The organism is Roseibium sp., from assembly GCF_051016195.1.
GTDB lineage: Bacteria > Pseudomonadota > Alphaproteobacteria > Rhizobiales > Stappiaceae > Roseibium.
This window is the reverse complement of the sequence record NZ_CP134616.1, coordinates 3,420,099-3,433,038: the sequence shown is the minus strand read 5'-3', so window position 1 is coordinate 3,433,038 and position 12,940 is coordinate 3,420,099. Positions and strand designations below refer to the sequence as shown.

Annotated in this window: 10 protein-coding genes, 1 tRNA gene and 1 pseudogene; 7 read left to right on the top strand and 5 right to left on the bottom strand. The window is 51.3% G+C overall.

The features are described 5' to 3' along the window. Positions 1–48 precede the first annotated feature (48 nt). Entirely contained in the window at positions 49–684 is a 636-nt protein-coding gene (locus RDA78_RS15640) for a recombinase family protein (protein ID WP_434050751.1), read from the top strand. A gap of 1,435 nt (positions 685–2,119) precedes the next feature. On the opposite strand, the gene RDA78_RS15635 is transcribed toward RDA78_RS15640, so the two are convergent. Next, positions 2,120–2,704: a hypothetical protein gene (locus RDA78_RS15635; protein ID WP_434050750.1), complete on the bottom strand. Its 585-nt coding sequence runs from the start codon at positions 2,702–2,704 to the stop codon at positions 2,120–2,122. 222 nt (positions 2,705–2,926) lie between these two features. On the opposite strand from RDA78_RS15635, the gene RDA78_RS15630 reads away from it, so the two are divergent. The 4 genes and pseudogenes from RDA78_RS15630 (at position 2,927) to RDA78_RS15615 (ending at position 8,589) form a co-directional block, all read left to right on the top strand. Continuing rightward, positions 2,927–3,604 carry a metallophosphoesterase family protein gene (locus RDA78_RS15630; protein ID WP_434056156.1) on the top strand — a complete coding sequence of 226 codons (678 nt, stop codon included), beginning with the start codon at positions 2,927–2,929 and terminating at the stop codon, positions 3,602–3,604. Between the two features lie 50 nt (positions 3,605–3,654). Beyond that, positions 3,655–4,035: pseudogene (locus tag RDA78_RS15625) on the top strand (integrase core domain-containing protein); the annotation flags it as partial. Positions 4,036–5,473: 1,438 nt separating this feature from the next. Further along, positions 5,474–7,453 (top strand): hypothetical protein, encoded by a 1,980-nt coding sequence (locus RDA78_RS15620; protein ID WP_434050749.1) that lies wholly within the window; start codon positions 5,474–5,476, stop codon positions 7,451–7,453. Continuing rightward, entirely contained in the window at positions 7,453–8,589 is a 1,137-nt protein-coding gene (locus RDA78_RS15615) for a hypothetical protein (RefSeq protein WP_434050748.1), read from the top strand. The genes RDA78_RS15620 and RDA78_RS15615 overlap by 1 nt, the downstream gene beginning before the upstream one ends. Positions 8,590–8,831: 242 nt before the next feature. On the opposite strand, the gene RDA78_RS15610 is transcribed toward RDA78_RS15615, so the two are convergent. From RDA78_RS15610 to RDA78_RS15600, 3 genes are all read right to left on the bottom strand, one after another. Beyond that, complete coding sequence (locus RDA78_RS15610) at positions 8,832–9,221, bottom strand: hypothetical protein (RefSeq protein ID WP_434056155.1); 390 nt, start codon at positions 9,219–9,221, stop codon at positions 8,832–8,834. A gap of 163 nt (positions 9,222–9,384) precedes the next feature. After that, on the bottom strand, positions 9,385–9,756 hold the full coding sequence (locus RDA78_RS15605; RefSeq protein WP_434050747.1) for a DUF6538 domain-containing protein: 372 nt from the start codon (positions 9,754–9,756) through the stop codon (positions 9,385–9,387). 110 nt (positions 9,757–9,866) lie between these two features. Then, positions 9,867–9,943, bottom strand: a tRNA-Ile gene (locus RDA78_RS15600). A 296-nt stretch (positions 9,944–10,239) separates the two neighbouring features. On the opposite strand from RDA78_RS15600, the gene RDA78_RS15595 reads away from it, so the two are divergent. Both RDA78_RS15595 and RDA78_RS15590 read left to right on the top strand, forming a co-directional pair. Then, the gene (locus RDA78_RS15595; protein ID WP_434050746.1) at positions 10,240–11,286 is read left to right on the top strand and encodes an AI-2E family transporter; all 1,047 of its coding nucleotides are present in this window, start codon (positions 10,240–10,242) and stop codon (positions 11,284–11,286) included. A 132-nt stretch (positions 11,287–11,418) separates the two neighbouring features. After that, on the top strand, positions 11,419–12,180 hold the full coding sequence (locus RDA78_RS15590; protein WP_434050745.1) for an SIMPL domain-containing protein: 762 nt from the start codon (positions 11,419–11,421) through the stop codon (positions 12,178–12,180). Positions 12,181–12,224: 44 nt separating this feature from the next. Here RDA78_RS15590 and RDA78_RS15585 read toward each other — a convergent pair whose 3' ends face one another. Continuing rightward, on the bottom strand, positions 12,225–12,812 hold the full coding sequence (locus tag RDA78_RS15585; protein WP_434050744.1) for a GNAT family N-acetyltransferase: 588 nt from the start codon (positions 12,810–12,812) through the stop codon (positions 12,225–12,227). Positions 12,813–12,940: the final 128 nt, after the last annotated feature.

The following is a 12,940-nucleotide window of genomic DNA, read 5'->3' as shown; positions in this document are numbered from 1 at the left end:
ACGTACATGCACTCTAACGGACATAACTCTAACGGACGGATAGCTGTTATGTCCCAAACAATTCTCTATGCTCGTGTGTCAACCGTCGACCAGACGCTAGACCACCAAACAACGCAGGCTGAAGCTGCAGGCTTTATCATCGACGAAGTCGTTGCAGATCACGGAGTGTCAGGCGTAAGCACCAAACTTACGGACAGGTCAGAAGGCAAGCGCCTCTTCGACAAGCTACGTAGAGGGGACACGCTCGTCGTACGCTGGGTGGATCGGCTCGGGCGAAACTATGAAGACGTGACCGACACCATTCGCCGCTTCATGAAGGAAGGCATAATAATCAAAACCGTCATCAACGGGATGACATTTGACGGCGCGACGACAGATCCGATGCAGCAGGCCGTCAGGGACGCGCTGATAGCGTTTATGGCTGCGACGGCTCAGGCCCAAGCAGAAGCCACGAAAGCCGCTCAGCGGGCCGGAATTGAAGCTAGAAAGGGCGACACGACACGCTATCGCGGTAAAAAACCTAGCTATGACCGAGAAAGATTCAATGCAGTCCTGGACCTGTTAGCCCAAGGCGTTGGAGCTTCGGCAATCTCAAAGGCAACGGGGTTAACCCGTCAAACTGTACTGAGGATCAAAGGGGACCAAGCTGGAGCAGAAGCCGCATTGCGAAAATGGGGAATCTAGCAATTGCGAAAGGCTAGCAGGCGAAATGTAGCTTGCATCCGTATCCCGCGAGCAACCAAAGCAGCGGATAATCCGCAATAACTAGAGAATTACGATCCGGTTGCTTAGTGCTCCGGCATTGATAGTTAGCAACCCGATTAGAAACCAATAGTCATTGCTACCTTTACGAATCAAATCTGAAATTTGCATGGACATTTTAGTAGTAGTCGCCTGTACATAACCCCTGTACTTAGGATTTTTGGCTAACTTATTGACTTAAATAACTTATTTCTATCCGGACCCTATAAGGAATAATAGATAGCAATTAAGCTAGAACACCAGCTAGCCTACTATTAGATTTATTAATATATAATAAGATAATATACTAGTATAACAATACAGTTAGTAGTATAGTTAGATATTAAGTTAGATATACGGCTATATATACAGCTAGATTTCCAGATAGATACTAAGCTAGATACTCAATTAGATATACAGCTAGATACTCTGTTAGATAAACAAGCTAAATATATGGATCTTAGAGTCTATAGTTATAATGCTATTTGATTATACTATCCAATCAACGGCGCTAACGTACCTTCATGTGCATTAAAAACGAGAACAAAACTACAAAACAACGCCAGAGCACAGACGAGAAAAAAGCACAGTAAAAATACCGGCAGAAGCATCCGCCTCAAGAAACCAGCGCAGGTACAGATTATTTCTACGTTTTCTCAATACAAGTAACTCACTACTAATGCACTCTACACGCAGCATGAATGCTAGATGATTTTGAAGATAACTTCACAATCCTTGAAAAATAGCGAGAGAAAACTCCATCCCCACAGTAAACGTGCTTTAGATCGGCCAGAAATGCACCTCTAGCACGCGAACACGCTCCAGGAGCTCCTACCCTACCCAAAATTGCTCGTCGGCCTCCTGCCCCCCCTCAAAATCCTTTTTTGGATTTCGGAGCAGAAAGACGATCCGGCAAGGTTTCACCTCAACGCGATCAGCACCAGCGCAGCTTGGTCCCGGTCCATCTCCGCGCCAAGCCCTCTGACACGAGAATGTCGCCAAGGGACTTGCCGTCCCGTACAAGTAACCGCAGCTTGCGTCCGTACCTGTCTTCATCACTGCCCGACCACACCTTAATCTGGAAAGCACCAGCATTGACCAGATCCAAGGGCCGTAGCGTCGCCTCCTCACCTAGCTCTCTTTCAGCCGCACAGTGGGGGTCTACTGATTTCTGGTGCGTCTATCTCTGCAATTCGGATCTTGACGCTCTTATGCCAAAGCGTGTCGACGATGCAGTTAATCCGTATTCCCTTGCCGCACCGCTCAAAGTACACCCCTGGAGCGTCTGCACGGACCGAATGATTAGCGATGCCCACGAAGTGGTCAAACCAGATCGCAAGCATGCAACAATATATGCGGCGCATCGCAAGCGATGCGGTCAGTTGACTATCTCGTGGTATCCGGCGGCTGCGAGGCGTGGATGAGTTCCCGCCAAAAAACTTGCATGGACCTTCGTATCATCAACAGCGGACAATCTAATGGTGGCCTCTGAGGGATTTGATACCAACCGTTCAAACTCGTTGGCAAAGGCGGCACGGTAGCTTTCGTAACTCGCAAAAGTTTCGTGGTTCAGACCGTTTTCGTGGCAATACATCGCAGCTGCTACCAGTGGGTCGTCACCTTGCCTGTAGGCCTCATAAAGGGTGTTGTCATCCAAGACGTCACTATCTTCGTGCTCGAAATACGATTGGCCGCAAATGCGGTTTACCTCATCGCAGAAGATTTTGCAGAATGACTTGTATTGATCGTCAGTCACCATCCTCGTCTTTTGCTGCATATGCTTTGGTGCCAAATCGGGCTGCAGACTTTCGTAGTGAAATTCGATTTCCTTGGTTGGCGATACCGAACGGGCAAAGGCTGTATACCAAGATGGCATATCGGAGCGCATGCCATTCCTGTAGGCAAAGCCAATCATGGCAATCTGTTTGCCATTGTGCACTTGCCGATATTCCTCGCGAGCCATTGCCACTGCACGGCTCGCCAAGTCGGAAGCGAGATCGTTTAATGCAAACGTTTGTCGTCCGTGTCTGATTAACGCTCGCGCAAGCTAAGGAATGAAAGTTCCGGGGTTCCTTTCGTCACAAGTTTTTCATTAATTAGCTTGGACAAAGTGAACGTCACAACCTATCGTTTTACTAGCTGACTTATTTAATACATGTTTTCATATGGGAGGGACTTGAACTTTATGCGGCTTCTCGCTTCAGCTGACATTCATCTGGGCTCGCCGATCCGCTCGGCCGCGATGCGCAATCCGGAACTCGGAGACCAACTGAAACTGGCAAGCCGTGATGCGTTCATCAACATTGTCGACTTGGCCATCTCGGAAAACGTCGACGCACTGGTGCTTGCTGGCGATATCTTTGACAACGACCAGCCTGACTTGAAATCCCGAGCCTTCCTGATCTCGCAACTGACGCGGGCTGCGGACGCCCGTATCCCTACGGTGCTGATCCGTGGCAACCACGATGCCCTTCTGGAGCACCGTGCCCACGGAAATCTTGGTCCGAATATCCATCTGCTGAACAAAGACACGCCCAGCGTTGAGATCGCTGGCGGTTGGTTCCATGGGCTGTCGTTCCACAAAGCCCACGTTTCACAAAGCCTCCTGCCCGGTTATCCGCCATTTTTATTGGTAGGGCTTCTTCGATGGCGAGTGGTCGATAATTGGGCGCTCGTCGCCGGCAGTGATGCCGCCGCAGATATGATGCTAGAAGCCGTAAACTACGCACTGCCACGCTTGAAGAGACAGGCTGAATCCCGACCAAATTTGCTTCGACTGTACAAAGCGCTAAGCGATGTGCGTGAAGAACTTAAGGGGGCGGGCCGAAATCCGGATTTGCTGCTGGAATTTGCATCTCTTTGACTGCTCGTTTGAAAATTTCCGCAATGAATTGGTGAGCAAATTCCGGTGGCTCTTACCAGAAAGGCGTCACGCTGGACTTCTCCCGCCCGGGCAAGCCGACCGACAACGCCTTCATCGAGGCATTCAATGGGCGGTTCAGGGCGGAGTGCCTGAACGCGCATTGGCTCCTGAGCCTTGCAGATGCTGCCGAAAAGTTGGAGGATTGCGGCGTCGAATGGCACTACATCGCCCTAGGCAAACCCATGCAAAACGGTTTTGTCGAAAGCTTCAATGGCCGGCTTCGAGATGAATGCCTCAACGAACACCTGTTTCGCAGCTATGCGCTACACACTGTGTATTTGGTGCAGTTCTCATATCTCTTTTTAATCTTCTCTTTTTTCACTATTTCTTTGTGTTTCAGTCTGTCTGTTTGTCTCAAGTCAGTAATATGATAATATAAAGAGCGATTTAGAACTGGACGTAAGGTTAAGACATCCGTCGGACAACCAGCTTCCTGCATTGACGTTTGTCTCCCATCTCGTGACGGCCACGACCGCGTTCAATCGGCTGATGCCGCGCAGCCAAACGGACCTATTCGCGGGAGGTTTTAAAGGCTTTGAGTTGGCGTGCTAGTAGGAGTTTTCGATCTTCAAAAGGTTCTACTGGAAGGCTTCGGATCAGTACATTGCTTCGCCTGGTTTGAACCACGCTTCCATGTCCACGGTGCCGGGTTTGAGATCGGCCGATGAAACCTTATCGCCTCCGGAATGCCTAGTACCGTGCCGAGCAGGCCAATAGCGCGATGCTTGTTGCTAGGCATATTGCGCTGGCGGGCGCACCGCCAGGAGAGAAGGGGTATAGAGCAATCACAATTAATCGGTCTGGTCTTCCTTACCTATTTACAACTAAGAGATTCATATCAATAATAGGTATATCAAAAATAGATATATAGGCGCTGTTATGAGATTTTTTTACTTGCTTCTGGTTTTGGTTTTGGCTTCTTGCGCTAGCACAAAAGGTGATAATTCCGACGCTAGCGTTCAAGGAGAAATAAACCCAACGGTAACAGTGAACTAGCAGTTACGTCATGAGACTCATAATATTTTTATCACTTCTTCTTGGGTCATGTGCAAGCACTGAAGGTGACTATTCACCTGCGACCTCCAGAACGACAATTGATGTAGGCGGGGTTTTGAATTCCCTGACTCCTCGTGGATGCGCTACCGCGTATGGTGTGTGTCCCTACGGTGTGGGTGCGGCGGATCAGCCCTGTCTGTGTTACCCGAACGGATTTCCAGTACAGGGTCGAACGGTGAAGTAGGGACTTTGCCGAGCATATAGATCCAACACTTTATTCCGTCGCCTGGTCGTAACGTTTCGCTTGAATGACTGTCCGCTTCGCAGATAAACCCAAGACTTATTCAATGTCGGGTTGGATCAGTTGGGCCCACCAAGGAGTCAAGGCAGCGCCGAAACAAAAGTTAATTGATGAGCAGGTCATTGCCATGATTGATTGCATGAAGTCGAATTGGGCGATGATTATTTAAGGAAACGCTACGTAAGCACTGTCGATAAAAGTGCATATATACAAAATACATCTAATTTGACACGGGGTTCAATCTAGATGTACGATGCAATTTCAAATGGAAAGCACGGTTGGTAAATCAACCCTAAGTACTTCGTTTTACTTGAATATCAGATGATGCGAGTTTGTAACGAGTAACACGGAAATTCTTCGACAATCTATTTGCGAGGGCCATCACATGCGTATCATTTTTTTGTGCCTTTTCTTGACGCTTACGGTTCCAGCTTTGGTTGAAGCACAAACATGTCCTCCTTCTCAGTGCCGCTGACCGACTTGATTAAAAGTCTTCAAAAGCGGAGACAAAAATGTCCGAATTATCTGAATGGGCTGGCCTGCTTTTCGGAGCATTAGTGGTCGTATTTTATTCATTTGAACGCTTCAATAGAGCGAACTATGAGGAACGTTACAATCTTGATGATCTGATATTGTTGCTGGCGCCCGACCAGTTGCGAACACGCACAGTAGTTATGCGCGCGTATCTTGGATATACTCTTATGTTGTTGAGCGTGTATTTCTTAGTTTGCGGTTTCTCTAATGTATTTGCGCTTTTGGGTTTTGGCGGCTTGTCCGGGGCACAAGTGGGAGCCGGTGCTGGGGCTGTTGGTAGCAATGCTGACGGAACAGCCACACAAACAACGTTAGGTATAAATCCGAAAGTATCGCTTACGGTAGCTCTCGTAATGGTAGGCTTGGCACCATCAGTGCCAATACTCAAACGCCTGGAGGAGCAGGCAAGAAATTGGGCACACAGGTTGGCGGGTATACCGACACGGGTAATTGGTATCCGGGATTCACTTCTCCACCGGGGCATTTCGCTAACAGAAGGTCATAACTACGAGGTAGATGGCCTTCTCATCGATAAAAACGATTGGAAGCGCATCGAATGCTGCAATCGCAATCTGAAAAAGCTGGGCTTGGATTCGCCGAGTGTTGATCGAGACTTGCTGATAATTTTTTCGACATCTAATTGGATATTGGACAAAAAGCTCAAACTTAATAGTTCCTCAGACAGGCAGCGCTTTCTTCATTTGGAAGATAGATTGTCAGTCCAAAGGAAAAAGTTCACGACTGATTTAGATGAATTGAATCGCTTTTTTCTGCAGGCAGAACAGAATACTGCAGACCCTAAAGCAAAAGCAGAAACGGACAGCCAAACTGATACTGAAAGCCGCGAAATCAATACCGAAAGATCGAAGAAATGGGAGAGCTTTGTTGACAGTGCAAACGAGTTGGCACGCGGGTGTTGCCTGCTGATCGCTTTGTACGCGGAACGTGGGATAATTCAGCAAAGCTCAAAACAACTGCTCGCATACGAAAACCCTAAGCGATCGCATTGGGAGCGACAATATGTTAAAGCCGTGCATCTGCTCGATGAGTTCATCGCCAACCCGATAAAAGCCTCCCAAATCCAGAACGCGAACACTCAAGAAATCATGCGAGTGTATGCCTGGATTGCAACAACGACAGTTCTAGCAACCATTGCGTGGAGCTTAACGTTAGGGAAATTTTCATATGAACTTAGAACAAATCAAGAGATTGAAAACTGGTTAAATCCGGTTTGGTTTCAATTCTTAGAAGCCTTGTTCAGTTTCTGCATGCCACTGGGCATTGCTTTGATGGTCTATATTTATTTGCGAAATCGTTTTCGATGGAAGGATACTTGGTCAACTAAATTGACGGGCTTACTGCCCCAGTACCTTCTGGTTATGGTCTTTTCATGGATATTGACCATGCTAATTGTTCTTGGAATTTTTATTTGGCTTACCGCAGCAAACTATAGTTGGGAGCTGGCTGTAAGGGATCTCCCAAGTGTATTCGAGTATGAGGTCGTATCGAAGTTGCGCGGTGTTATTTTGGCAATCTTCGTGATCATGTTGCTTGATGCTTTCCAAGTTCGAGAAAGCCCCAAGAAAAAGCCTGATCAACTACCAGAAACTAACCAGCAATATCCAAATGATACGCGAACAAATTTTAAACCAGACGAGCCGCTAAACTCGCAAGAGAAGCAGGCTAACCAAAGCTGTCGTATGGTTCTGTGGTTGTTAATTTCGTTTGTGTCTATGGGATTTTTGGGATTCTCCGGTCAATACCTAAGGTCAGCGGTTTTCGCTCGTGAACAAAGTCGGATTGCGTTCGACGCGATTGATGGGGGACTGATTTTTTACTCGACACTCTACTCAGCACTGATCGGTCTGATTGTAGTTTATGTCTTTGTTCGTGCCTTGCATGACTGGCGTGAAGGTGAGTCCGATTTCCGCAAAATGACGTTGGATGAGAGGGTTTGATGAAAGCTATCATAGCCACGTTTCTTTCGTTTTTTGTTTTTGTTAACCCAACGCTGGCGCAAATCGATGATCTGCCAGGTCATGTGGTTGTTGGAGTGCGCACTGATGCCAGACCTTTTGTTTGGTGGGATGAAAGCACAAAGGGATTTAATGGCTTTGTCTACAGTCTTTGTCTCAAAGCGGTCACGCACACTGGCTACATGCCAGCATTTGTTAAAGTTGACTCAATAGCTCGCACAAAATTCCTCGAAACTGGTGCTGGCGATTATGACTTATTATGTGACCCGACAACACTGACCCTAAGCCGGGCTATGCACTTCGCGGATCATTCCAAAAGTGGTAACAAAAGCTTGGGGTCGCTTCATTTCTCTCCGATCTATTTTGTTGCTAATGGTGGCCACGTAGAGTTGAAAGCCAAGAGCAAAATCATAGGCAAAGGAGCTTTTCAGATTGAGACAGAGCATTTGCAGAAAACAAATGCTTGCGTTGATGCAATTAAGGAAGTTTGGGCCCCGTCGGAAATCGATCAGGACGCCCGTCAAGCACGTGTATCAGAAGACCAATCAAGCCAAAGTCGTCTCAAAAAGTGGCTGAACGACAATATTCAGCTAAGATATCACAAGCCTGATGAGAAAATTGAAACTCCTGTCACAAATGTATCGGTTTGGGGGTATGTCAGAGGGGCTTCGATCGAAAAAAGGGTTTTGTCGGACCAGCAGGAAAGCTATGAGGATAGAACCACTGTTTGCCTTCACGTTTTCGACACACACGAAGAAGCTGCGGCTCGGTTTTGTGACGGTTATCTTTCCCGGTACTACGGGGATCTAGACATCATTCGCGCCACGCTATTAGTGGCATCAGATACGAACTCCGCATGCGAGTACGAAGAAGCTTCTGAACAGCAGAGGACCTACGAACCGTACGCATTCGTTGTCTCGTCCGGTCGTTACCCCGACTTTCCGAACAAATTTGCAGCTGCTCTTTATGCTCTTTTCCATAGCAATAGCGTGCAAGACGAACACGCTGCTAGCTTTCCCGGCGTTAGTACGACGACCTATCTCAAAACTCTGTTTCTGATCAATAAAGTGCCGTCCGGAGAAAGTGGTGGAGCTGCATCGCCCATCGGGGATGATTGACTTTCTGACCTGAGACCCGATCCTCTTCCACTTCGGCGCGGAGTCCTTCTGTTGATTGGAGTGCTACCCAACGTGCCTCCGGGATGGGCTAGAGTTTTCCGGACCAAATCAGGAACACGGGCTGGCTGCGTGTTCTGATTTCATCAAGTCCATCGGCACCTTGTTGCCGATGGCGCCATGAGGTCTGTATTCATTGTAGTCCTTGCGCCAATCCTGCTGCCATTTGAGCATGGCGTTTGACGTTAACTCCGTACCGTTGTCGCTAGCCTCGAGTGAACGTCGGACGGAATCCCCGCCTCGCGGCAAAGATCTTTGAATGTATGGCGGAAGGAATGGAAAACGAGCCCGTCGTCCGTAAGTTTTACGTCGCGCTTAAACCATCTATTGAACTTCTTCGAAGCAAGGCCGGAGGGCGAACCTTTAACGTCCGGTTTGAAGCCCATGATCGTTTCCGAGGCTTGAGCCAAGGCCCAGGTCGTAAAGTTAGAGGCGACTAGATCCTTATGAACCGGAACGCGACGGCGTGAGCTTTCCGTTTTGAGCTTCTTGGTCGTTAAGTCGAAGTACCAGACCCCGCCTTCGCTCTTGAAAAGATCATCTCGGGTTAGAAGGCAGATCTCGCCGAGTCGCATACCGCTTGCGAGAGCTAGCGCCGCCGTCCAATAGAAGCCGTCGACCGGACCGCTATCAAGAGGCTCGGTCGTAAAGATCCTATGGAGCATCTCGGCTGTAAACGGCTTTCGATCTACCGTCTTTTTGACGGTTGGCGCTGAAATACTCGTAAAGGGGCTTTCTTCAATCAACCCGCCTTTGAGTGCGTTTGTGTACCCGATCCTCATGCGTATCAATAAGCCTTGACGCGAGTCTGGCTAAAGCCGTTATCGCCTCTTGAGAGCCGGAAGCGGTATAAACGGGCTCGTCGAGAACGACTCCTAGATCAGCTAGGCGGATTTGAGCGTTAGCGACGGCTTCCGAATCCAACGAACGGAGGCGGCGAAACTCATCGTCGTAGAAGATATCGAGCTTTTGACCGGCTGCCGTCGCCTGCCTTTGGCTATCGGTCTTTAAGCTGTGTTGGATTTTGGTCTTACCGACAATCGCCCGGAGGTCTTTCGGTACTCCGCGCTGGTACCCCCAAACGTTCCCGCGTTTATAGATGCTCGGCATCACCGACCCCTGAGAGACTGAGTAATTTACTCAGTTTTTACTCAATTTTACTCAGTCTAGTCAATTGAAATCATTTAGATTTTAGGAAATTCAAAGACTTAGTGGATAGGTGGTGGGCCCGGAGGGACTCGAACCCCCAACCAATCCGTTATGAGCGGACGGCTCTAACCAATTGAGCTACAGGCCCACGGCCCTGCGGGCGACAAGCCGGTTGCGGGGCACACAGTCCCTATACCATGGCAAACCGGCGGGGCAAGTGCTTTGCGCGGCCAAACCGAAAAAGGTCCTGGAAAGACGAGACATTGCGGACACGCCCGTCATGTGCAGGCAGACCTTCCGGCCAGCTTCGGCAAAGGTGCGGGCGTTGCCCCGCCATGCGCCCAGGCAAGCGATGAAGAAAAAGGTTCCGTTCCCTTAAGGCTTGGGGTCTAAACTGGCGCCGTATCTGACACCCCCGCCGACGGACCTAAAGCCGGAGCCGACATGCGAAGTCCCCTTTTGACCGCAACGCTGACGGTCCTTCTCATATGCATGATCGGCTGGCTGCTCGTTGTCGGGCGCTCGCTGCTGCTGCCCTTCGTCATCGCGCTGATCGTCTGGTACATGATCAACTCGCTCGCCCACGCCTTCCAGAAGATCCCCCTTGGTCCCTGGCGCCTGCCCGGCTTCATCGCCTTCACCTTCGCCTTGCTTGCGATATTTGCAGCCAGCACGGTCGTGCTCGATATCGTCACCGTCAACCTTGCCCAACTCGCCCAGGATGCGCCCACCTACCAGCGGCGCCTTGAGGAGATCTTCGACCAGTTCTCGTCCCATTTCGACCTGAACGACCCGATCGAGCTGAAGGACCTCCTGCCGGACAGCGTCGTCCCGCGCATGGTGACCGCAGGCGCCAGCCTCGTCACCACGCTGGCCGGCTCCGCCAGCCTCGTCTTCATCTATGTGCTCTTTCTGGTCCTGGAACAGTCCACCTTCGACCGCAAATTCGAGCGCCTGTTCGCGTCCCCCGAGCGCGCGCAGTCCGCCTTCGCGATCCGTGCGGAGATCAACCGCTCGATCATGCATTACTTTTCGATCAAGACGGCCGTATCGGTTGCGACCGGTGCCCTCACCAGCCTGGTGCTGATCCTGATTGGCCTGCCTTATGCAGCCCTCTTCGGCTTCATCGCCTTCCTGTTGAACTACATTCCGACGATCGGCTCCCTGATCGGGGTCATCTTTCCAAGCCTGCTCGCCGTCGTCTATTACGACACGCTCGGCCCGTTCTTCGCGATTGCCACCGGTCTCGGCCTCATTCAGTTCGCCATCGGCAATCTTGTCGAGCCGAAGCTGATGGGCTCCAACCTCAACCTGTCCGGCCTTGTCATCATGCTCTCGCTTGCTTTCTGGGGCGCGATCTGGGGCATTGTCGGCATGGTCCTGTGCGTCCCGCTCACCGTGATGATCGTGATCGTCTGTGCCCGGTTTGAAAGCTCCCGCCCGATTGCCGTGCTCCTGTCGGAGACCGGTGATGTCGGTCTGGCAAAATAGGGTTCAGGCGCTTTCGGCCGTATGAACCAAGCCTTTGAAAATGAACGGAAGCTGAACCGGCAAGCCTTATCCGCGCCGTATTGCCAACCCATGTTCACGCACATGTGAAATACAGCCTGAAAGGATTTTTCAATGACAGGTTTCATCGCCGTCCTGCGCGGCAAAAGACTGGCTTTCGTGCACGGCTTCGCCCTCGCGGTCGGGCTTGCCCTGGCACTGTCCGCCACCGTTCCCTCATCTGCCCAGGAAACTTTGCCGTCGACCGGCACAATCACCATGGACGGCAGGGGCACGGTCACCGTTGCTCCCGACATGGCGGTGATCACGACCAACGTTGCGACCACCGGCAAGACGGCAGCCGAAGCGCTGTCGGAAAACTCGGCGACGATCTCAAAGGTGATCGATGCCATCAAGGGCGCCGGCATCGAGGCGAAGGACATCCAGACGCGCGGCTTCGGCATTTATCCGCGCTACGAGCGCATCACCGACGGCTCGGATCGCCAGCCCAACATCACCGGCTACGAAGTGCGCAACGGCGTCGAGGTCAATATCCGCGACATCGCCAAGCTCGGCGATATCCTGAGCCTGGTCGTTGACAGCGGGGCGAATTCCGTCGACGGCATCCGCTTCGACGTGAGCGATCCGGCGGAGAAACTCGACGAAGCGCGCAAGAAGGCCGTTGAGGCCGCGCGCCACAAGGCGGAAATCTTTGCCAGCGCCGCCGGCGTCGAACTCGGAGAGATCCTGACGATCGCGGAAACCGGCACCCAGATGCCGCGGCCGCAGATGATGCGTGCGAGCGCCATGATGGCGGCGAGCCCGGAATCCGTGCCGATCGAAGCCGGCGAGGAAACCATCGGTGCCAACGTCACCATCATGTGGGCGCTGAAGTAACACTCCTGCGCCCGATTATCCGGTCCCGCACACACGGGACCGGGTCAGAGCTTACGGTACCAGACCTGCATCGGCTTTTCGCTCTCACCGGCATCACCGATATCCTGCCACGGGAAGGTGACAATGACCCCGTCGAGCTTTTCATAGCCGCGCTTCATCCAGAACGGGTCCAGCGTCCGGTAGTCCGCCGGCCGCATGGGATGGTCATCCGGCCGGATGACACCGCAGAACACCGCTTCGCCGAAGCCCAGCCTCCTGGCATGGGCTTCGCGCTCGTCAAAAAACCGATGCCCGATGCCCTGCCCGCGATAGGCAGGATCGAGCACGGATTCGGCCAGATAGAAGACTTTCTCCGGATCAAAGCCGCGCGCGCGGAGTGGCGACTGGAAAGCTTCGTACTCGTCGCCGAGCGGCTCCCCCGTTGCCGCGCCCACCAATTGGGTCCCGTCATAGGCGCCGACGATCAGGGCGCCCTCCGTCTCCGCGTATCGCTGAAGGTATCTCGCCTCGTATTCCATGGAGCCGTCGTAAAGATACGGCCAGTCGTGAAAAACGGATATCCGCAGCCGCGCAAGCTCGCCGAGTGCATTTTTCAGGTCTTCGCCCGTTAGTGTTTTTATGTCGACCGGCACAGCTAACCCTCTCAAATGTCGGCATGATTTTCCGGAGCCTTAGCACATGTTCCGGTTATCCGGGTTTGCAGTGCAAAAACCGCACGAGAATTTTGCAGATTTCCCATTGAGATTAAACACTCTTTTCT

What these genes read in the sequence shown, in the direction of transcription:
- RDA78_RS15615 (WP_434050748.1), top strand. Translation starts at nt 7,453, where the DNA reads ATGAAAGCTATCATAGCCACGTTTCTTTCGTTTTTTGTTTTTGTTAAC.
- RDA78_RS15605 (WP_434050747.1), bottom strand. Translation starts at nt 9,756, where the DNA reads ATGCCGAGCATCTATAAACGCGGGAACGTTTGGGGGTACCAGCGCGGA.
- RDA78_RS15640 (WP_434050751.1), top strand. Translation starts at nt 49, where the DNA reads ATGTCCCAAACAATTCTCTATGCTCGTGTGTCAACCGTCGACCAGACG.
- RDA78_RS15595 (WP_434050746.1), top strand. Translation starts at nt 10,240, where the DNA reads ATGCGAAGTCCCCTTTTGACCGCAACGCTGACGGTCCTTCTCATATGC.
- RDA78_RS15630 (WP_434056156.1), top strand. Translation starts at nt 2,927, where the DNA reads ATGCGGCTTCTCGCTTCAGCTGACATTCATCTGGGCTCGCCGATCCGC.
- RDA78_RS15635 (WP_434050750.1), bottom strand. Translation starts at nt 2,704, where the DNA reads ATGGCTCGCGAGGAATATCGGCAAGTGCACAATGGCAAACAGATTGCC.
- RDA78_RS15590 (WP_434050745.1), top strand. Translation starts at nt 11,419, where the DNA reads ATGACAGGTTTCATCGCCGTCCTGCGCGGCAAAAGACTGGCTTTCGTG.
- RDA78_RS15610 (WP_434056155.1), bottom strand. Translation starts at nt 9,221, where the DNA reads ATGCGACTCGGCGAGATCTGCCTTCTAACCCGAGATGATCTTTTCAAG.
- RDA78_RS15620 (WP_434050749.1), top strand. Translation starts at nt 5,474, where the DNA reads ATGTCCGAATTATCTGAATGGGCTGGCCTGCTTTTCGGAGCATTAGTG.